Source organism: Umezawaea sp. Da 62-37 (assembly GCF_032460545.1).
Classification (GTDB): Bacteria; Actinomycetota; Actinomycetes; order Mycobacteriales; family Pseudonocardiaceae; genus Umezawaea.
Map to the genome: position 1 here is coordinate 2,945,453 of NZ_CP135965.1, position 18,686 is coordinate 2,964,138.

The following is an 18,686-nucleotide window of genomic DNA, read 5'->3' on the forward strand; positions in this document are numbered from 1 at the left end:
ACGTAGCATCCGGCGCGTGCCAACAGAGCGAACTCACGCCGACGCCTGTCCAGGCGCGATCGACGTGCACCCCGCTGCCGACGGCGGGTTGGCGCGCATCCGGATTCCCGGCGGTTCACTGACGAAAGTCCAGTTCAGAGCCGTCGTGACCGCGTCGGCCGACCTCGGCGACGGGCAGCTGGAACTGACCTCCAGGGCCAACTTCCAGATCCGCGGACTGGCCGACGGGGCCCAGTTCGAGCTCGGCGACCGGATGGCCGCGGCGGGTCTGCTGCCCTCCCTGACCCATGAACGTGTGCGCAACATCATCGCCGCGCCCCTCTCCGACGACACCCAGACCGTCGTGGACGAGCTGGACGCCGTGCTCTGCGCCACTCCCGAACTCGCCGACCTGCCCGGCCGCTTCCTCGTCACCGTCGGCGCGCCGGTCGCCGGACTGGGCGGCGACATCGGTCTGATCGGCGACGCGCTCCTGCTCGCGGGCCAGGACACCGGACTGCGCCCGGCGAACCCCGTGGCCGCCGTGATCGAGGCCGCCCGGATCTTCGCCGCCGAACGCGGCAGCGCGTGGCGGCTGGCCGAGGTGCCCGAGGTCGTGACCCGGATCATCGCGGCTCTCGGAACTCCCACCGCCGAGCGGATCACCGTCTCCACCTCTCCCCCGCTGCCCGGCCCGGCGGGCGACCGGTTCGTCGTCGGCGCGCCGCTCGGCCGCCTCGACGCCCGCCAAGCCGCCGCCCTCGCCGATTTCCCCGTCCGCCTCACGCCGTGGCGCAGCCTGGTCGTGCCCGGCGCTCCCGACCTCACCGGGCTCGGCCTCATCACCGACCCCGACTCCCCCTGGCACGGCGTCACGGCCTGCACCGGACGACCGGGCTGCGCGAAGTCGTTGGCCGACGTCCGCGCCGACGCCCGGAACTGGCTCGGCACCCCGCACACCCGCCCGGTCCACTGGTCCGGCTGCGCCCGACGCTGCGGACGACCGTCCGGAGACGTGATCGAGTTCGTCGCGACCGGCGACGACTACGAGGAGACGAGTTGACGAGCTACATCCAGGACGGCGCCGAGATCTACCGCCGGTCGTTCGCCACGATCCGCGCGGAGGCGGACCTCCGCGGGTTACCGGCCGACATCGCGCGCGTGGCGGTCCGGATGATCCACGCCTGCGGCATGGTCGACCTGGTGCCCGACATCGCCTACTCGGCCGACGTGGTCGCGAACGCGCGCGCCGCGCTGCTGGCGGGCGCGCCGATCCTGTGCGACGCCACCATGGTCGCGGCGGGCGTGACCCGCAAGCGGCTGCCCGCCGACAACGAGGTGATCTGCACCCTGGGCGACAGCCGCGTGCCGCACCTGGCCGGGCGGCTGGAGACCACGCGCAGCGCGGCGGCGATGGAACTGTGGCGCGACCACCTGGAGGGGTCGGTCGTCGCGATCGGCAACGCGCCCACGTCGCTGTTCCGGCTGCTGGAGATGATCGACGCCGGTGCGCCGCGACCCGCTGCCGTGCTGGGGATCCCGGTCGGCTTCATCGGTGCCGCGGAGTCGAAGGAAGCCCTGGCGGCCAACGCCCTCGGGCTGGAGTACCTGGTCGTGCGCGGGCGCCGGGGCGGCAGCGCCATCACCGCGGCGGCACTCAACGCGATCGCGAGCGAGGAAGAATGACGGGCAGGCTCTACGGCGTCGGGGTGGGTCCCGGCGACCCGGAACTGGTCACGGTCAAGGCCGCCAGGCTGATCGGCGCGGCGGACGTGGTCGTGTTCCACAGCGCGCGGCACGGGCGGAGCATCGCGCGGGCGACCGCGGCGCCGTACCTGCGCGAGGGGCAGATCGAGGAGCAGCTCGTCTACCCGGTGACCACCGAGGACTCCGACGACTACCAGGGCGAGATCGACGCGTTCTACGTCGAGTGCGCCGCGCGGCTGGCCGCGCACCTGGACGCGGGCCGGGACGTGGTCGTGCTGGCGGCGGGCGACCCGTTCTTCTACGGCTCGTACATGCACCTGCACAAGCGGTTGGCCGACCGGTACCCGACCGAGGTCGTGCCCGGTGTGACGTCGGTGAGCGCGGGGTCGGCGGTGCTCGGCAGGCCGTTGGTGGAGCGCGACGAGGTGCTGACGATCCTGCCCGGCACGCTGCCGCCCGACGTGCTCGCCGAACACCTGGCGCACACCGATTCCGCGGCGGTGATGAAGCTGGGCCGCACGTTCAAGGGCGTGCGCGCGGCGCTGGAGGCGTCCGGTCGGCTGGACGACGCGTGGTACGTGGAGCGGGCCACCACCGGCAAGCAGCGGACGTCACCGCTGTCCGAAGTGGACCCGGACACGGTGCCGTACTTCTCGCTCGCCGTGCTGCCCAGCAGGGTGCGCGAGCGCACGACCGCCGGCGAGGTCGTCGTGGTCGGCCTCGGCCCGGCCGGGCGGGAGTGGCTGACGCCCGAGGCGCGGACCGCGCTGGCGTCGGCCGACGACCTGATCGGCTACGGCCCGTACCTCGACCGCGTGCCGCCGAACCCGCACCAGCGCAAGCACCCGTCGGACAATAAGGTCGAGGCGGAGCGCGCCGCGTTCGCGCTGGACCTGGCCAAGTCCGGCTCGCGGGTCGTCGTCGTGTCCTCCGGTGACCCCGGTGTGTTCGCGATGGCCAGCGCGGTGCTGGAGGTCGGCGACGAGGAGCAGTTCTCGTCGGTGCCGGTGCGCGTGCTGCCGGGGCTGACCGCGGCGCACGCGGTGGCCAGCCGGGTCGGCGCGCCGCTGGGGCACGACTACTGCGTGGTGTCGCTGTCGGACCGCTTGAAGCCGTGGGAGGTCATCGCCGGGAGGCTGGAGGCCGCGGCGAAGGCGGACCTGGTGCTGGCGATCTACAACCCGGCGTCGCGCAGCAGGACGTGGCAGGTCGAGGCGGCGCGGGACCTCCTGCTGGCGCACCGGTCGCCGGACACCCCCGTGGTGATCGGCCGGGACGTCGGCGGCCCGCAGGAGGACGTCCGGGTCGTGCGGCTGGCGGACCTCGACCCAGCGGTGGTGGACATGCGCTGCCTGCTGCTGATCGGCTCGACCACGACCAGGACCACCGGCAGGGGCCAGGTGTTCACGCCCCGCCGCTACCCCGCCTGACCCACTCCGCGGCCGCGGCGACCGAGTCCACGGTCTCCGCGGCCGGGGCCGGCGGGCGCCGCACCACCACGACGGGAACGCCGAGCAGGCGGGCCGCGACCAGCTTCGCGGCCGTCTGCGCTCCCCCGCTGTCCTTGGTGACGAGCACGTCGATCCCGTGCGCCCGCATCAGTTCCACCTCACCGTCCACTGTGAACGGTCCCCGGTCGAGCAGCACGTGGACGCGTCGCGGCAGCGGGGGTTCCGGCGGTTCGACCGAGCGGGCCAGGAAGTACTGCCCGCACCCGGCGAACACGCCGATGTCCTGCCGCCCCGTGGTGAGGAACACCCGGTCGCCGGGCAGGTCCGCCGCTGCCTCCTCCAGCGAGTCAACCCACCGCCAGTCGTCGCCGGGTTCGGGCGTCCAGCCCGGACGCCGCAGCACGAGCAGCGGGATCCCGACCCGAGCGGTGGCCTCGACCGCGTTCGCGGTGATGCGCGCGGCGAACGGGTGCGTGGCGTCGACCACGGCCGTGATCCCGTTGGCGCGCAACCACTCCACCAGCCCGTCGACCCCGCCGAACCCGCCGACCCGCACCTCGCCCTCCGGCAGCCGCGGATCGGTCACGCGGCCAGCCAGCGACGAGATCACGCGGCCGGGCAGCTCCGCCGCCAGCCGTCGCGCCTCACCGGTTCCGCCGAGGATCAGGATCACCGGATCATGTTATTCGCGGACCGATCGGACCGCACTATCGAGTGATTGACACCGAACGCGCTTCCTGCAAATCTGGATATCAGCTGGGGAGGATGAATCGGGGGATTCTCTGGGGCCTCTCCAGTGTTCACAGGGGGAGGAATCTCGAAATGAAATCCATTCACAAATCTGTCGCGGCCGCGTTCGGCGTGGCGGTCGTGGCCACCGGTTCGCTCGTTCTGGGCGCGGCGACGGCGTTCGCCGCGCCTCCGGGAGAAGTGGGCGTGACGGCGCAGTCGACCTGTCCGGACAACGACTGGTCCAACAAGGACAACCGGACGGGCAAGTTCGTCCTGACCGCGGCGAACATCCGCACCGGACCGAGCACCACCTGCACGTCGGTGGGGCAGGCCCAGACCAGCCACTCGGTCACCCTGCACTGCTGGAAGTACGGTGCGGGCGGCACGTGGAGCCACGTGCGGGACAACACCACCGGCAGGCAGGGCTGGATCAAGGACTCGCTGTTGGTCAACAGCGGTGCCGCCAACAAGTGCTGACCGGGTCAGGTACGGCAGCGGTCGGCCGAGTAGAGGTGGCTGTCCAGGAACTGGGTAGCTCCTAGAACGCGGCCCACCACGATTACCGCGGTGCGGCGGATATCGGCGGAAAGAACTTTTTCGGCGATATCCGCCAAACTGCCGCGCAAGATCACTTCGTCGTTGCGGCTTGCGCGGGCTACGACGGCCACTGGACAATCCTCGCCATAATTCGGGATCAATTCGGCGACTACTTCTTCGATTCGCTGGACGGCTAGGTGCAGCACCATCGTGGCGGCGGACGCGCCGAGGGTGGTGAGGTCCTCGCCGGGTGGCATCGGGGTGGCGCGGGCGGAGGTGCGGGTGAGGATGACGGTCTGGCCGACGCCGGGGATGGTGAGTTCTCGTTTTAGGGAGGCGGCTGCGGCGGCGAACGCCGGGACGCCGGGGGTGACGTCGTAGGGGATGCCTGCGGCGTCCAGTCGGCGCATCTGTTCGGCCATGGCGCTGAAGACGGAGGGGTCGCCGGAGTGGAGGCGGGCTACGTCGTGGCCGGATTTGTGGGCTTCGGTTAGGGCGGTGGTGATTTCGTCGAGGGTGAGGTTGGCGGTGTCGATCTTGTTGGCGTTGGGGGGGCAGAGGTCTAGGAGTTCGGTGGGGACCAGGGCGCCTGCGTAGAGGCAGGTTGGGGAGGAGCCGATCAGTTTGGCTCCGCGGAGGGTGATGAGGTCGGCGGCGCCGGGGCCTGCGCCGATGAAGTGGATGGTCATTGGGTGTTGGGCGCGTCCGTGGGGAGCGCCTGCTCCTTTCTTGGGGTGCTGGTTCAGGGGGTGGGGTGCCGGTTTGGGTGGTGGGGGTGCGGCTCGGGTTGCGTTGTGGTTGGGGTGGCTTTACCCCGGTCGCCGAGTGTTCTAGGCTTGGCGAATCTTGTCAAGGCGGGAAAGATGCCTTGACAAGCTCCGTCAAGCCTAGAGATGGCTTCGGATCGGGGTGCAGGGGTAGGTCTGGCTGCGCCAGCATCGGGCTCCGCCCGACAGGGCATCCTCGCTCCGCGTCGGACAAGGCACCTCGCTGCGCGTCGGCTGGCATCCGAGCTGCGCCGGACAGGGCATCGGCTTTGCCGACAAGGCGTCACTCGGCTTCCTTTGTGACGGCCCAGGTGGTGACCGGCATGTGGGGGCGCCAGCCGGTGAAGGTGCCGACCGGGGAGCCTCGGTTGATGGCGATTCTGGTCAGGTCGCCGCCGAGTTTGGGGTGCCAGGCGGCGATGACGGATTCGGATTCCATGGTTACGGCGTTGGTGACGAGTCTGCCGCCGGGTAGTAGGGCGTCCCAACAGGCTGCCAGGAGGCCGGGGGCGGTGAGGCCGCCGCCGATGAAGATGGCTGATGGGCGTTCGAGGTCGGTCAGGGCCTCGGGGGCTTTGCCGATTACTACGTGTACGCCTGGTACGCCAAGGGTTTTGGTGTTGCGGTTGATGCGTTCGGCGCGGTCGGGGTGGTGTTCGATGGCGATGGCGCGACATGACGGGTGTACGCGGGCCCATTCGATGGCGATGCTGCCTGCGCCCGCGCCGACGTCCCACAGGAGTTGGCCTGGTACTGGTGCTAGTTGGGCGAGGCTGATGGCTCGGACTTCGCGTTTGGTGAGTTGGCCGTCGTGCTCGAAGGCTTCATCCGGGAGGCCGGGGATGCGTGGAAGTACCTTGGTGCCCACGCATTCGACGGCGAGTATGTGCAGGGGGTCCACATAGGACAGATCTGTGTGCACGCGTTCGTCTGGGCCGCCCAGGCGTTCCAACACTGTCAACTTGCTTTCCCCGTAGCCGCGTTCGGACAGCAGGTCCGCGACGGACGCGGGGGTGGAGCCGAGTACGAGGATGCGGCGGCCGGAGTGGATGACGGGGTGGAGCAGTTCCACTGGGCGGGCGACCATGCTGATGACCTCGACGTCGTCGACCGCCCAGCCGAGGCGGGCGCAGGCCAACGACACGGAGGACGGATGCGGTACGACTCGGACGCGGTCGGGGCCGAGCATTCGGACCAGGGTGGAGCCGATGCCGTGGAACATCGGGTCGCCGCTGGCCAGCACGCACACGCGGCGGTGCCGGTTCGCCTCGAACAGGCCGGGGAGGGCGGGGAGCATCGGGGATGGCCAGGTGATCCGTTCGAAGTCGCCGGGCACCATCTCCAGTTGCCGGGCGTTGCCCATCAGCACCTGGGCGGCCTCGATCTCCGCTTTGGCGGTCGGGGAGAGGCCGTCCCAGCCGTCGACCCCGATGCCGACCACGACGACGGCGATCACACGGTCCCCAGCGCTCTGGTGACCTTGATCTCGATCACGACGCGCTCGGGGTTCACCCTGGGCGTGCGGTACCGCTCGGCGTAGCGCCGGACGGCTTCCGCGACCGCGTCCGGTTCGCGCCGCACGACGGCACGGCCTTCCAGCGTGGACCACCGGCGTCCGTCCACCTGGCACACCGCGACCCGCGCGCCTTCCTCGCCCGCGGCGAGGACGTGCCGCACCTTGTGCGAGCCGCCGGAGGTGATCACCCGCGCGATCCCCGTCTCCACGTCGAGCGTCACGCCGACGGGCACGACGTGCGGGGTGCCGTTGGCGCGCATGGTGGTCAGCGTGCAGAGGTGGCGCTCGGTCCAGAACTCCCCGAAGTCGGCGCCCTTGTCGGTCAGCATGCGCACATCATGCTTGATCCTGCTGCTACCGTTGCTCCATGCACGTGACGCGTCGATTTAGCCACCCCCGGCCGGGAGCACCGGTCGCCGGGGTCGTCGGCGTGCGCTGAGCGGTTTCCCGGTGACGGACCGGCCGAGGGGTCTCCCCCGCCAGTCCACCAGCTCACCGATGGGACACCACCATGTTGCTTTCACGTGACCTCACCGATCCCGCACAGGGTCTCCACGCCGTCCAGCTGATCCTCGACGACGTCCTCGCCGCGGTCCGCGACACCGCGGAACCGCGGGTGGTCCGCGAGGATCCGGTGACCACCGTCGCGGACAACTGCACGAACCTGGGCCTGCCCGCCGACGGCAGCACGACCGGGCTCCTGCTGCGCACCCACACGACCGCGATGGTGCCGCCCGCCCTGCGCGCCCTGGCCGCCGAAGGTGGTCCGTGGGAGGTGCTGCTCGCCTGCTCCGGGCCGATCTACCGCAATGACCCGGTGGACCGGCTGCACACGCGCGCGCCGCACCAGGTCGATCTTTGGTGGCTCGGCCGGACGGTTCGCGACGTGGGCGACCTGGTCGTGCGGGCCGTTCGGGGAGCCCTGCCGGACGTCACGGTCCGACTGATCCCGGATGTCTACCCGTACGTCGAGGAGGGGGCTCACGTCGACGTGCTGGTGGACGGGCGGTGGGTCGAGGTCGGGGGGTGTGGTCGGGTCGCGCGGCATGTGCTCGACCGGGCGGGTGTTCCGGGGGAGGTGACCGGTGTCGCTCTGGGGTTGGGGTTGGACCGGTTGCTGATGCTGCGCAAGGGGGTGCCGGATGTTCGGTTGTTGACTGCTGCCGTGGCTGCTGGGCAGATGGTCGATTTGGCGCCGTATCAGCCGGTTTAGGGCCGGGAGTCTCGTGTGGGTGTGGGCGATTTGACTTGGGGCCCCTTTTTTGGGCCTTGTCGGCGTAAAAGGGCAGGTGGTGGAGATGCCCGCCGACCAATTATAGGCCCAAAAAACCCAAGTCAAATCGCCCACGCTTGCGTGCTTCCCGTGCGGTTGCGTGCTTTCCCGATGGTTGCGTGCTTCCCGGCGGTGGTGTGCTTTCCCTTGGGCTACTGCTTTCCCTTGGGCTACTGCTTCCCTCAAGCCTTTGCGGTGCCCCGGATCTCGTTGAGGTAGTTGTAGATGGTGTAGCGGGTGACCTCCAGTGCGCCTGCCAGGTGGTCGACGGAGTCCTTGATCAGGAAGTAGCCCGCGTCGTCCAGGACCCTGACGACCTGGGACTTGTGGGTCTTCTTCATCAGGTCCACCGGGACCTCCGCGTCGGCCACGGCGCGTTCGACCAGCAGGCGCTGCAACGTGTCCACGTCGCCGGGGAAGGTCTCGACGACGCGTTCGGCGCGGCCGGTGGCGGCCTGGTCGCTGTTGACGCACAGGCAGCCGACGGCGACGCCGTCGGAGTCGCGCAGGAACACCGTGGACGAGCGGATGACGCGGCCGTCCGGCGCGTAGGTCTCGTAGTTGGTCAGGTCCTGCGTCGTGCCGCGCCGGACGAGGCCGAGCAGGAGGTCGGTCATCGGGCCGCCGACCTCGCGGCCGGTGAGGTCGCCGGCGATGGCGACGATCGAATTCGGCAGGGAGCCCAGGTCGTGCAGGACGACCTCGGTGCCCGCGCCCAGCGCGGCGGCCAGGCTGTTGACCGTGGGTACCAGTGCGGCGAGGACGTCCGAGCCGCCGGAGGCCTGTTCGATCGCGCGGTGGGCGACCGGGACCGGGCGGCGGACCTCGCGCAGCGCGGCGCCGAACCTGGCGATGGTCTCCGGTGTGGTGGAGGCGTGCGGGGTCAGGCGGATGTGTTCCGGGCGCACGGTCGCGGTCACCCCCGTGGCGACCAGCGCCGAACCCACCACCGGGGCGGGGTGGTCCGGCAGCGTGAACGCGAGGATGCCCGCGCGCCGGTCCTCGGCGGACACGACGGTGCCGCCGACCTCGCGGACGAGCTCGGTGAGCTCGTCGAGGCGGGTGGCGATGCGGGCGCCGATCGCCTGCACACCGGCGAGTTCCACCAACTCCAGCGCGTGCCCGAGGGCGCCGGCGGCGATCGGGCTCAGGTTGGTGATGGACCAGCCCGCGGCTCCTTCGGCGACGGGGTGCACGTCGTCGTCGAACAGGCCGGCGTCGAGGGCGCCGGTCCAGCCGGACATCAGGGGGTCGAGGCGTTCCAGGGCGCGGTCCGACAGGACCATGAAGCCGGTGGACCAGCCCGCGCGGAGCCACTTCTGGCCGCCGACCACGAGGACGTCCGCGACTTCCCACGGCTCGTCGACGACGCCGAAGCCCTGGATGCCGTCCACGACCAGCAGCCGGTCGCCGATGACCTCGCGGATGCCCGCCAGGTCGGCGCGGTAGCCGGTGCGGAAGTCGACAGCGCTCACCGACACCGCCGTGGTGGCCGGGGTGAGCGCCTCGCGCACCGCCGACGGGGTCACCCAGCCGCGGTCGGGGCGCATCCACCGCACTTCGGCGCGGCCCGCCCGCTGCCACGGGTAGGTGTTGGACGGGAACTCCGCGGCCGAGACGACGACCTCGCCGGTCACGCCGAGCGCGACCTGGAACAGGCCGGTGCTGGTGTTGGGCAGCAGCGTCACGTGGTCGGTGTCGCTGCGGCACAGCCGGGCGGCGGCGGCCTTGGCGCGCAGCTCCTGCCGCATCAGGTCGTCGACCGTGGAGGGTCCGGCGGCGGCGGACGCCTCCAGCAGCCGGGTGGACGTCTCGACCACGGCGTGGGAGGGCGGCCCGAACCGGCCGAAGTCCAGGTACCCCTCCGGTTCGTGGAACTGGACCAGGTACGAGGACGGAATGCGGTTGGTCACCTAGAGCACCCCAAAGCTAGAGGACCTTCGCGAGGAACTGCCGAGTCCGTTGATGCTGCGGATTGTCCAACACCTCCCGAGCCGACCCGGACTCGACGATGGCGCCGTCGACCATGAACGCCACGTGGTCCGCGACCTCCCTGGCGAACCCGACCTCGTGCGTGACGACGATCATCGTCATGCCGTCGCGGGCCAGCGCGACCATGACGTCGAGCACCTCGCCGACCAGCTCCGGGTCGAGTGCGGACGTCGGCTCGTCGAACAGCATGACCTTGGGCTTCATCGCGAGCGCGCGGGCGATGGCGACGCGCTGCTGCTGGCCGCCGGACAGCTCGCGCGGGTACGCGCCGCCGCGGTCGCCGAGGCCGACCCGCGTCAGCAGCTCCAGCGCCTCCCGCCGGGCCTCGGCGGGTTTGCGGCCGAGCACCTGGATCGGGCCCTCGGTCACGTTCTCCATCGCGGTGCGGTGCGGGAACAGGTTGAAGCGCTGGAACACCATGCCGATGTCGCGGCGCTGGGTGGCGACCTCGCGTTCGGGCAGCTCGTGCAGCTTGCCGCCCTTGAGCACGAACCCGACGGGGTGGCCCGCGACCCAGATGCGGCCCGCGTCGATGGTCTCCAGGTGGTTCACGCACCGCAGGAACGTGCTCTTGCCCGCGCCGGACGGCCCGAGCAGGCACACCACCTGCCCCTCGTCCACCGTCAGGTCCACGCCCTTGAGCACCTCCACCCGATTGCCGGCTCCGCCGGCGGACGTGGAACTGTAAGATTTCCGCACGCCGTGGGCGCGCACCAGCGGCTCGGTCACCGCACACCCTTCCCGTAGGCGCGTTCCAGGTAGTACTGGCCGACGTTCGCGACGCTCACGACGATCAGGTACCAGAGCGCGGCGGCGATCAGCGTCTCCATGATCTCCAGGTTGCCCGACGAGATCCGGTTGGCCGCGTGGATGAGTTCCAGGAACCCGATCACCGACGCCATCGACGTGCCCTTGAGCATGTTGATGAAGTTGTTGCCGGTGGGCGGGATGATCACCCGCATCGCCTGCGGCAGCACGACCCGCCGGAACGCCTTGCCCGGCGTCATGCCGATGGCCTTGGCGGCCTCGATCTGGCCGGGGTCCACGCTGTTGAGCCCGGCCCTGACGATCTCGGCCATGTAGGCGCTCTCGTTGAGCCCCAGCCCGAGCAGCGCGGCGACGAACGCGGTGATGAGGATGTTCGTCGGCTCGTGCAGCAGGAACGCGTCGGTGAACGGCACCGGGATGGAGATGAACTTGAACACCAGCGCGAGGTTGAACCACAGCAGGATCTGCAGCAGCACGGGCAGACCGCGGAACAGCCAGATGTAGCCCCACGCGAACCAGCGGGCGACCGGGTTGGGCGAGCGCCGCAGCAGCGCCAGCACGACACCGAGCACGATGGCCCCCGCCTGGGCGCACACCGCGAGGATCACGGTGTTGACCAGGCCGCCGAGCATGATCTCGTGGGTGAAGAAGCCGGGCACGTCCTCGTAGAGGATCTGCGCGTCGGCCAGCGCGACCACGAGCAGCGCGAGCAGCCCGAGGATCAGCGCGCCGACGACCCAGCGCCCCCAGTGCCGGATCGGGACTACCTGGAGGTCCTCACTTGCCATTGATGGTCACCTTGGCGATCGCGCCCTGGGAGACCTCCCAGGACTCGAGGATCTTGGTGTAGGTGCCGTCGTCGACCAGCGCCTGCAACGCCGCCTGGATCGACTTGCCGAGCTGCGGGTTGTCCTTGTTCACGCCGATGCCGTAAGGGCCGCCGTTGATCGGGTCGGCCTTGACGACCTCGAAGTACTCGCCCTTGCCCGCGGTCTGCGCGACGTACACGGCGGTCGGCAGGTCGTTGAGGATCGCGGCGACGCGGCCGGTGCGCAGCTGGTTCTGGTTCTGCGTGTCGCTGTCGGTCGCGGTCACAGTGACCTCGCCCTTGCCCGCGGCGACGCACTTCGTGCTCTGCTCCTTGGCGTAGGTCTCCTGGCTGCTGCCGAGGTTGACCGCGACGCCCTTGCCGCACAGGTCGTCCGGGCCCTTGACGGAGCTGGGGTTGCCCTTCTGGACCATGATCGTGATGCCGGAGGTGAAGTAGTCGACGAAGTCGATCGCCTGCTGGCGCTCGGCGGTGTCGTTCATCGCGGCCATCGTCATGTCGATCCGGCCGGACTGGAGGCTGGTGATCAGCGAGCTGAACGCCATGTCGCTGTACTCGACCTTGAGCCCGAGCTTGGCGGCGATGGCCTTGGCGAGGTCGACCTCGGAACCGATGACCGTCTTGCCGTCCTCGGCGTAGAAGTTGTTCGGCGGGTTCTGGATGTTCGACCCGATCTTCAACGTGCCCGAGGACGCGCTCGCGGGCGGCAGACCGGCCGCGAGGACGTCGTCCTTCTTCACCGCCGACACGATCGACTCGGTCGACGGCTTGGCCCCTCCGGACGCGGCGGGTGGGGCCGCGTCCGGGTTCGCGCAGGCCACGAGGGTGGACAGCACGAGTGCGGTCATGGCGAACCTTCGGATCAACACGGCGCCTCCAGGTGTGGTGGCGAAAAGCTACAACTCCTTGTTGAAGATGTCCACAGCAAGTTGAAATGAACCGGGGAATCCTGCGGCTCGTTCGTTCGTTGGACGAGACAGAAGGACTGCAGTCGAGCTAGGAGGACGCATGGCCACGGTGGAGCTGACCACGAAGAACTTCGACGAGGTCGTCGGCGGTTCGGACATGGTCCTGGTCGACTTCTGGGCCTCGTGGTGCGGTCCGTGCCGCCAGTTCGGCCCCGTGTACGACAAGTCGTCCGAGAAGCACGGCGACATCGTGTTCGGCAAGGTCGACACCGAGGCGCAGCAGGAGTTGGCGGCGACCTTCCAGGTCCGGTCCATCCCCACGCTGATGATCGTCCGCGAGGGTGTCGTGCTCTACGCGCAGCCGGGCGCGCTGCCCGAGGCCGCGCTGGAGGACCTGATCGACCAGGCCCGCAAGGTCGACATGGACGAGGTCCGCAAGGAAGCCGAAGCGCAGCAGGCGCCCGCGGAGTAGGCCGTCGGACGGGCGGCCGGGGTCACTCGCCCTGGTCGCCGTCCATCGCGCGGGTGTCCCTCGGCGGCGCGACCGGGTCGTGCTCCGGTGACTGGCCCGCCTCGATCCGCCTACCCCGTTCGATCTCGGCGTCGAGTTCCGCGCCGAGCAGCAGCGCGATGTTGGAGATCCACATCCACACCAGGAACACGATCACGCCCGCCAGCGTGCCGTAGGTCTTGCTGTACGAGCCGAAGTTGGCGACGTAGAAGGCGAAGCCCAGCGACGCCGCGATCCAGACCACGACGGTGATCAGACCGCCCGGCGTGATCCACAGGAAGCTCGGCTGGCGCACGTTCGGCGAGGCCCAGAACAGCAGGCCGATCGCGAGGCTCGCCAGCAGCAGGAGCACCGGCCACTTGGCGATGCCCCAGACGGTGACCGCCGTCGGACCGAGGCCGATGAAGCTCCCCACCTTCTCCGCCACTCCGCCGCTCACGCCGATGCCGGCCGCGGTGATGACCAGCAGCGCCACCACGCCCAGCGTCAGGCCGAGGCGCAGCGGGATCGTCTTCCAGAACGGGCGCCCCTCCTCGACGTCGTAGATCGCGTTCGAGGCGCGCATGAACGCGCCGACGTAGCCCGACGCCGACCACAGCGCGGCGAGCAGGCCGATGATCGCCAGCGGGCCCGCGAACGACTTCGTCTTCTGCAACTCCTCGATGCCGCCGACGATGATGTCCCGCGCCTGCCCCGGACCGAGGCTGTTGACGCTGTCCACAAGGGACTGGGTCGCCGACGGGCCGAGCAGGCCCAGCAGCGCGGTGAGCACGAGCAGACCGGGGAACAGCGACAGCACGCCGTAGTAGGTCAGCGACGCGGCCCAGTCGGTCAGGTTGTCCTTGGAGAACTCCTTGACCGTCCGCTTGAGGATCTCCCACCACGACCTCTTGGACAGATCCGTTGGCCCGTCGGGCAATTCGTCTTCTCTTACCGCGTCCGCGGTGGTGTCACGCGCTGTGCTGGCCATAGGGGCCGGGTAACCACTATCGAGGTTCACCACACCGGGTGGTTGATTTGTCTCAACAGGGGGTAACCGCTGCTCAGAGAGGAGGCGGTCATGGACAGCAGTGTGCAGGAAGCGTCTACCGCGCAGCTGGTCGGCAAGCTGTCGGAACAGGTCAGCAGGCTCGCCCAGGAGGAGATCAAGCTCGCGGTCGCGGAGTTGCAGGCCAAGGGCAAGAAGGTCGGCGTGGGAGCCGGTCTGTTCGGTGGGGCCGGTGTGCTCGCGTGGTTCGGCATCATGTCGCTCATCGCGGGCCTCGTGCTGCTCCTCGCCACGGTGATGGCGCCCTGGCTCGCGGCGTTCGTCGTCGCGGTGGGCGTGTTCGTGATCGCCGGGATCGTCGCCCTGGTGGGCAAGAAGCAAATCGACAAGGGCACCCCGCCCGTGCCGGAGCAGGCCATCCAAGGCGTCAAGAAGGACATCGCCACCGTCAGCGAGAGGGCCCACCGATGAGTGGCAAGAAGGAAGTCCCCAGCGACCCGGCCGCGTTGCGCGCCGACATAGAGAAGACCCGCCAGGACCTCGGCGACACGGTGGAAGCACTCGTGCACAAGGTCGACGTGCCCGCGCGGGCGAAGGAGAAGACCTTGCAGGCCAAGGAGAAGGCCACCGAGGCGGCGGTGAACGCCAAGGACGCGGCGACCGTGAAGGCGGTGCAGGCCAAGGACAAGGTGACCGAGGCCGCGGCCGCGCTGCCCGCGCAGGTGAACGTGAAGGTGGAGCAGGCGAAGGCGAAGGCCGCCACCGTCACCGCGCAGGCCGTGGACGCGTTGCCCCCGCAGGTCACCGAGAAGGTCGACCAGGCGAGGGTCAAGGTCGGTGAGGCCGCCGCGCACGTGGCCGACGCGATCCCGCCGCAGGTGACCGCGAAGGTCGAGCAGGCCAAGGTGAAGGCCGCCGAGGCCGTCGACTCGCTGCCCGAACCGGTGGCGCAGCAGGCCCGCAGGCACCCGGCGGTGGCGGGAGCCGCCCTCGCGGCCGTCCTGTTCCTGCTGTGGAAGCTCGTCCGGCGCGGGAGGTCCTGATGAACAAGCTCCTCTACAAGCCGCTCGGACTGCTGTTCAGCGTGCTGGGCGGTGTGCTCGCCAGCGCCGCGTTCGGCCAGGTCTGGAAGCTCGCCACCGGCGACAAGGAAGCCCCCAGCGCCACGCAGCAGGACCGCAAGTGGAGCGAGGTGCTGATCGCCGCGACCGTGCAGGGGGCGATCTTCGGGCTGGTCAAGGCCGCGATCGACCGCGGTGGCGCGACCGGCTTCGACAAGATCACCGGCGAGTGGCCCGGCGACAAGCGCGACATGGACAACTGACGGCCACCACCATCGAAGCGCCCGTTCCACTCGTGGAACGGGCGCTTTTCGGCGTGACCCGGTCGCGGTCTTGACAGGACGGCACGGCGGGCGCAGTTTGTTGCGTGTGGCGGAACGCTGCGCGTGCTGCGCAACGCCCGGCGGTCCGGCAAGAATTTGAACGCGCAACTACCATGGCCGGTGGCAGCACGACCAGCGACCGAGGGAGCACGCCATGCCACAACCAGAGGGCGCCGAACTGGAGAGCATCCGCACCCGCCGCGAGGAGCTCCGGGGCAAGTACCTCAAGCCGCTCGCCGAACGCGGCCTGGCGCCGACGCAGGGTGTGCACCACATCGCGCTGGTCTGCCGCGACGTGGAGACGACGATCAAGTTCTACCAGGAGTTCCTCGGGTTCCCGCTGGTGGAGCTGGTGGAGAACCGCGACTACGCGGGCTCCAGCCACTTCTTCTTCGACATCGGCAACCGCAACCTGCTGGGGTTCTTCGACTTCCCCGGCCACGGCCACGCCGACTACGCGGAGACCATCGGCGCCGTGCAGCACCTCGCGCTGTCGGTGTCGGCCGAGCAGTTCGCCACGGGCAAGGCCAGGCTCGAGGCCGAGGGCGTCGAGTACCTCGGTCCGGACCGCGGCGTCGAGGACAGCATCTACTTCCGCGACCCCAACGGCGTGGGGATCGAGTTCTACCGCGAGGAACTGGCAGTCTTCGACGGCGAACGACTGATGAGCTGATCCAGCGGTACGGCGACGCACGGCTGGCGGACGCACGGCGAAAAACGGAGGACGAACAGTGGCGCAGGAAGTCAGCGGCGTGATCGCTCGGGGCAAGGGGCTGCCGGTCGAGTTGACGACCATCGTGATCCCGGACCCCGGCCCCGGCGAGGCGGTGGTGCGGGTCCAGGCCTGCGGGGTCTGCCACACCGACCTGCACTACCGCGAGGGCGGCATCAACGACGACTTCCCGTTCCTGCTCGGCCACGAGGCCGCGGGCATCGTGGAGCAGGTCGGCGAGGGCGTCACCGACGTCGAGCCGGGCGACTTCGTCGTGCTGAACTGGCGCGCGGTCTGCGGGTCGTGCCGGGCGTGCAAGCGCGGCAGGCCGTGGTACTGCTTCAACACGCACAACGCGGCCCAGCCGATGACGCTCAAGGACGGCACGAAGCTGTCCCCCGCGCTCGGCATCGGCGCGTTCGCGGAGAAGACCCTGGTGCACGCGGGCCAGTGCACGAAGGTCGACCCGTCCGCCCGCCCCGCCGCCGTCGGTCTGCTCGGCTGCGGCGTGATGGCCGGTCTGGGCGCCGCGATGAACACCGGCGACGTGGGCTGCGGCGACTCGGTCGCGGTCATCGGCTGCGGCGGCGTCGGCGACGGTGCGGTGGCGGGCGCCCGGCTGGCGGGCGCGGCGAAGATCATCGCGGTGGACACCGACCCGCGGAAGCTGGAGTGGGCCAAGGGCTTCGGCGCCACCCACTTCGTCAACGCCCGCGAGGTGGACGCCGTCGAGGCGATCAAGGAGCTGACCGGCGGCTTCGGCGCGGACGTCGTGATCGACGCGGTCGGCCGCCCGGAGACGTGGAAGCAGGCGTTCCACGCCCGCGACCTGGCGGGCACGGTCGTCCTGGTCGGCGTGCCGACGCCGGACATGAAGATCGAGATGCCGCTGATCGACGTCTTCGGCCACGGCGGCTCGCTCAAGTCCAGCTGGTACGGCGACTGCCTGCCCAGCCGCGACTTCCCGATGCTCGTCGACCTGTACCTCCAGGGCCGGTTCGACCTCGACGCGTTCGTCAGCGAGGAGATCCCGCTCGACGGCGTCGAGGGCGCGTTCGAGAAGATGCACAAGGGCGACGTGCTGCGCTCGGTCGTGGTCTTCTGATGCGGATCGACCACGGCGTCACCTCGGGCACGTTCTCGCTGGACGGCCAGACCTTCGACGTGGACAACAACGTCTGGGTGCTGGGCGACGACGCGGAGTGCGTGGTGATCGACGCGCCGCACGACGTCGACGCGATCCTCAAGGTGGTGGACGGCCGCCGCGTGGTGGCGATCCTGGCCACGCACGCGCACGACGACCACGTCCGGGTCGCCCCCGCGTTGTCGGAGGCGACCGGCGCCCCGGTGCTGCTGCACCCGGCCGACCGGGTCGTGTGGGACCTGACGCACCCCGACCGCGCGCCGGACGGGCCGTTGGAGGACGGGCAGGTCGTCACCGTCGGCGGCGGGGACGTCCACGTGCTGCACACGCCGGGCCACGCGCCCGGCGCGGTCTGCTTCCACGTGCCGTCGCTCGGCGTCGTCTTCACCGGCGACACGCTGTTCAACGGCGGCCCCGGCGCGACGGGCCGGTCCTACTCGGACTTCGACACCATCGTCGCGTCGATCAGGGCCCGGCTGCTCGCGCTGCCGCCGGAGACGATCGTCCACACCGGACACGGCGACAGCACGACCATCGCCGCGGAGACCGCGAACGTCTGACCCACCACCGTCCGGGGAGCCGCCACGGCTCCCCGGACGGGGTCAGAACCGCGGCGCCCGCTTCTCCAGGAACGCGGTGACGCCCTCGGCGTACTCGGCGCTGTGCACGGCCTCGTCGTAGAGCGCGCGCACCGCGTCGTCCTCCTCGTGCATCCCGTCGGTGATGCCGTTGACGATCGCCTTCGCGCCCCGCAGGCTCACCTGGGCCCGCGACGCGATCGTCACGGCCAGGTCGCGCACCCGCGCGTCGACCGCCTCGGCCTCGTGGATCTCGTTGACCAGCCCGATCCGCAGCGCCGTGGAGGCGTCGACGATCTCGCCGCCGAACAGGATCTGCTTCGCCCACGAGGACCCCACCGCCTCGACGAGCCGTTTGGTCGAGGTGAAGTTGTAGACGATGCCGAGCTTCGCGGGCGTGATGCCGAACCGCGCGCCCGCCTCGGCGATCCGGATGTCGCACGCCAGCGCGATCTCGCAGCCGCCGCCGATGCAGAACCCGGAGATCGCCGCGATCGTCGGCTTGCCCAGCGTCGCGATCGCCCGCTCCCCGTCGTGCACCGCCTCGCCGTAGCGCGCGGCCCCGTCCGCGCCCTTGCGCAGCGTCGAGAACTCACCGATGTCCGCGCCCGCCGAGAAGTGCTCACCCCCGCGCACGACCAGCACCCTGATCGCGTCGTCGTGCCGCACGAGGTCCAGCAGGGAGGGCAGCGCGGACCACATGTCGTAGCTCATCGCGTTGCGCTTGGCGGGCCGGTCGATGGTCAGGGTGGCGACCGGACCGGCCGTGTCGAGGATCAGGTGCTCACTCACCCGGCGAGCCTACTGGGGCCGGTCCCCGGATCCCGTTCGGTGAGAGCCGAACCTGAGGCGGTTCCGGCGGCCTTCTCAGGTCCGGCCGTCGAGGGCCCGGACCGGCTCTAGCCTGTCC

22 protein-coding genes are annotated in these 18,686 nt (G+C 70.1%); 12 read left to right on the plus strand and 10 right to left on the minus strand.

Going from position 1 to position 18,686, the window contains the following annotated elements; translation table 11 throughout:
* Nucleotides 1–16 precede the first annotated feature (16 nt).
* Genes RM788_RS12790 through cobJ form a run of 3 tightly spaced genes read left to right on the plus strand, consistent with a single transcriptional unit; the run spans nucleotide 17 to nucleotide 3,116 of the window.
* Entirely contained in the window at nucleotides 17–1,042 is a 1,026-nt protein-coding gene (locus RM788_RS12790) for a ferredoxin-like domain-containing protein (RefSeq protein WP_315931851.1), read from the plus strand.
* The gene (locus tag RM788_RS12795; RefSeq protein WP_315931852.1) at nucleotides 1,039–1,665 is read left to right on the plus strand and encodes a precorrin-8X methylmutase; all 627 of its coding nucleotides are present in this window, start codon (nucleotides 1,039–1,041) and stop codon (nucleotides 1,663–1,665) included. Before RM788_RS12790 ends, RM788_RS12795 begins: the two co-directional genes overlap by 4 nt.
* Nucleotides 1,662–3,116, plus strand: a complete 1,455-nt coding sequence (gene cobJ, locus RM788_RS12800) for a precorrin-3B C(17)-methyltransferase (RefSeq protein WP_315931853.1) — start codon at nucleotides 1,662–1,664, stop codon at nucleotides 3,114–3,116. The genes RM788_RS12795 and cobJ overlap by 4 nt, the downstream gene beginning before the upstream one ends.
* Here cobJ and RM788_RS12805 read toward each other — a convergent pair.
* Nucleotides 3,091–3,801, minus strand: coding sequence for a cobalt-precorrin-6A reductase (locus RM788_RS12805; protein WP_399344976.1), 711 nt, complete (start codon nucleotides 3,799–3,801; stop codon nucleotides 3,091–3,093). The two genes, cobJ and RM788_RS12805, sit on opposite strands and share 26 nt — an antisense overlap.
* A 158-nt stretch (nucleotides 3,802–3,959) precedes the next feature.
* Here RM788_RS12805 and RM788_RS12810 point away from each other — a divergent pair, with 158 nt between their 5' ends.
* On the plus strand, nucleotides 3,960–4,346 hold the full coding sequence (locus RM788_RS12810) for an SH3 domain-containing protein (RefSeq protein ID WP_315931854.1): 387 nt from the start codon (nucleotides 3,960–3,962) through the stop codon (nucleotides 4,344–4,346).
* Between the two features lie 5 nt (nucleotides 4,347–4,351).
* Here the strand turns inward: RM788_RS12810 and cobM are convergent, their stop codons facing one another.
* The 3 genes from cobM to RM788_RS12825 form a co-directional block, all read right to left on the minus strand.
* Nucleotides 4,352–5,095 carry a precorrin-4 C(11)-methyltransferase gene (gene cobM / locus RM788_RS12815; protein ID WP_315931855.1) on the minus strand — a complete coding sequence of 248 codons (744 nt, stop codon included), beginning with the start codon at nucleotides 5,093–5,095 and terminating at the stop codon, nucleotides 4,352–4,354.
* 361 nt (nucleotides 5,096–5,456) lie between these two features.
* Nucleotides 5,457–6,629: a precorrin-6y C5,15-methyltransferase (decarboxylating) subunit CbiE gene (gene cbiE / locus RM788_RS12820; protein WP_315931856.1), complete on the minus strand. Its 1,173-nt coding sequence runs from the start codon at nucleotides 6,627–6,629 to the stop codon at nucleotides 5,457–5,459.
* Complete coding sequence (locus RM788_RS12825; RefSeq protein ID WP_315931857.1) at nucleotides 6,626–7,018, minus strand: pyridoxamine 5'-phosphate oxidase family protein; 393 nt, start codon at nucleotides 7,016–7,018, stop codon at nucleotides 6,626–6,628. The genes cbiE and RM788_RS12825 overlap by 4 nt, the downstream gene beginning before the upstream one ends.
* A gap of 182 nt (nucleotides 7,019–7,200) precedes the next feature.
* On the opposite strand from RM788_RS12825, the gene RM788_RS12830 reads away from it, so the two are divergent.
* Nucleotides 7,201–7,902: a tRNA ligase subunit PheS family protein gene (locus RM788_RS12830; protein WP_315931858.1), complete on the plus strand. Its 702-nt coding sequence runs from the start codon at nucleotides 7,201–7,203 to the stop codon at nucleotides 7,900–7,902.
* Nucleotides 7,903–8,144: 242 nt separating this feature from the next.
* Here RM788_RS12830 and RM788_RS12835 read toward each other — a convergent pair whose 3' ends face one another.
* From RM788_RS12835 to RM788_RS12850, 4 genes are read right to left on the minus strand one after another with little or no spacing between them, the layout of a single operon-like run.
* Complete coding sequence (locus tag RM788_RS12835) at nucleotides 8,145–9,875, minus strand: aminotransferase class V-fold PLP-dependent enzyme (protein WP_315931859.1); 1,731 nt, start codon at nucleotides 9,873–9,875, stop codon at nucleotides 8,145–8,147.
* Nucleotides 9,876–9,891: 16 nt separating this feature from the next.
* Nucleotides 9,892–10,683, minus strand: a complete 792-nt coding sequence (locus RM788_RS12840; RefSeq protein ID WP_315931860.1) for an amino acid ABC transporter ATP-binding protein — start codon at nucleotides 10,681–10,683, stop codon at nucleotides 9,892–9,894.
* The gene (locus RM788_RS12845; protein ID WP_315931861.1) at nucleotides 10,680–11,510 is read right to left on the minus strand and encodes an amino acid ABC transporter permease; all 831 of its coding nucleotides are present in this window, start codon (nucleotides 11,508–11,510) and stop codon (nucleotides 10,680–10,682) included. Before RM788_RS12845 ends, RM788_RS12840 begins: the two co-directional genes overlap by 4 nt.
* Nucleotides 11,500–12,399, minus strand: a complete 900-nt coding sequence (locus tag RM788_RS12850) for an ABC transporter substrate-binding protein (protein ID WP_315931862.1) — start codon at nucleotides 12,397–12,399, stop codon at nucleotides 11,500–11,502. The genes RM788_RS12845 and RM788_RS12850 overlap by 11 nt, the downstream gene beginning before the upstream one ends.
* 160 nt (nucleotides 12,400–12,559) lie before the next feature.
* Here RM788_RS12850 and trxA point away from each other — a divergent pair, with 160 nt between their 5' ends.
* Nucleotides 12,560–12,931, plus strand: a complete 372-nt coding sequence (gene trxA / locus RM788_RS12855) for a thioredoxin (protein ID WP_106189195.1) — start codon at nucleotides 12,560–12,562, stop codon at nucleotides 12,929–12,931.
* 22 nt (nucleotides 12,932–12,953) lie between these two features.
* Here trxA and RM788_RS12860 read toward each other — a convergent pair whose 3' ends face one another.
* Entirely contained in the window at nucleotides 12,954–13,940 is a 987-nt protein-coding gene (locus RM788_RS12860; protein WP_315931863.1) for a YihY/virulence factor BrkB family protein, read from the minus strand.
* 90 nt (nucleotides 13,941–14,030) lie between these two features.
* Between RM788_RS12860 and RM788_RS12865 the strand changes: the two genes are divergently transcribed.
* From RM788_RS12865 to RM788_RS12890, 6 genes are all read left to right on the plus strand, one after another.
* Nucleotides 14,031–14,429 (plus strand): phage holin family protein, encoded by a 399-nt coding sequence (locus tag RM788_RS12865; protein WP_315931864.1) that lies wholly within the window; start codon nucleotides 14,031–14,033, stop codon nucleotides 14,427–14,429.
* On the plus strand, nucleotides 14,426–15,001 hold the full coding sequence (locus tag RM788_RS12870; protein WP_315931865.1) for a DUF3618 domain-containing protein: 576 nt from the start codon (nucleotides 14,426–14,428) through the stop codon (nucleotides 14,999–15,001). Before RM788_RS12865 ends, RM788_RS12870 begins: the two co-directional genes overlap by 4 nt.
* Nucleotides 15,001–15,282: a DUF4235 domain-containing protein gene (locus RM788_RS12875; RefSeq protein WP_315931866.1), complete on the plus strand. Its 282-nt coding sequence runs from the start codon at nucleotides 15,001–15,003 to the stop codon at nucleotides 15,280–15,282. Before RM788_RS12870 ends, RM788_RS12875 begins: the two co-directional genes overlap by 1 nt.
* Nucleotides 15,283–15,496: 214 nt before the next feature.
* Nucleotides 15,497–16,015, plus strand: a complete 519-nt coding sequence (locus RM788_RS12880) for a VOC family protein (RefSeq protein ID WP_315931867.1) — start codon at nucleotides 15,497–15,499, stop codon at nucleotides 16,013–16,015.
* 58 nt (nucleotides 16,016–16,073) lie between these two features.
* Complete coding sequence (locus tag RM788_RS12885; RefSeq protein ID WP_315931868.1) at nucleotides 16,074–17,159, plus strand: S-(hydroxymethyl)mycothiol dehydrogenase; 1,086 nt, start codon at nucleotides 16,074–16,076, stop codon at nucleotides 17,157–17,159.
* Complete coding sequence (locus RM788_RS12890; protein WP_315931869.1) at nucleotides 17,159–17,758, plus strand: MBL fold metallo-hydrolase; 600 nt, start codon at nucleotides 17,159–17,161, stop codon at nucleotides 17,756–17,758. The genes RM788_RS12885 and RM788_RS12890 overlap by 1 nt, the downstream gene beginning before the upstream one ends.
* A 42-nt stretch (nucleotides 17,759–17,800) precedes the next feature.
* Here the strand turns inward: RM788_RS12890 and RM788_RS12895 are convergent, their stop codons facing one another.
* Nucleotides 17,801–18,568: an enoyl-CoA hydratase/isomerase family protein gene (locus RM788_RS12895; protein ID WP_315931870.1), complete on the minus strand. Its 768-nt coding sequence runs from the start codon at nucleotides 18,566–18,568 to the stop codon at nucleotides 17,801–17,803.
* Nucleotides 18,569–18,686 lie beyond the last annotated feature (118 nt).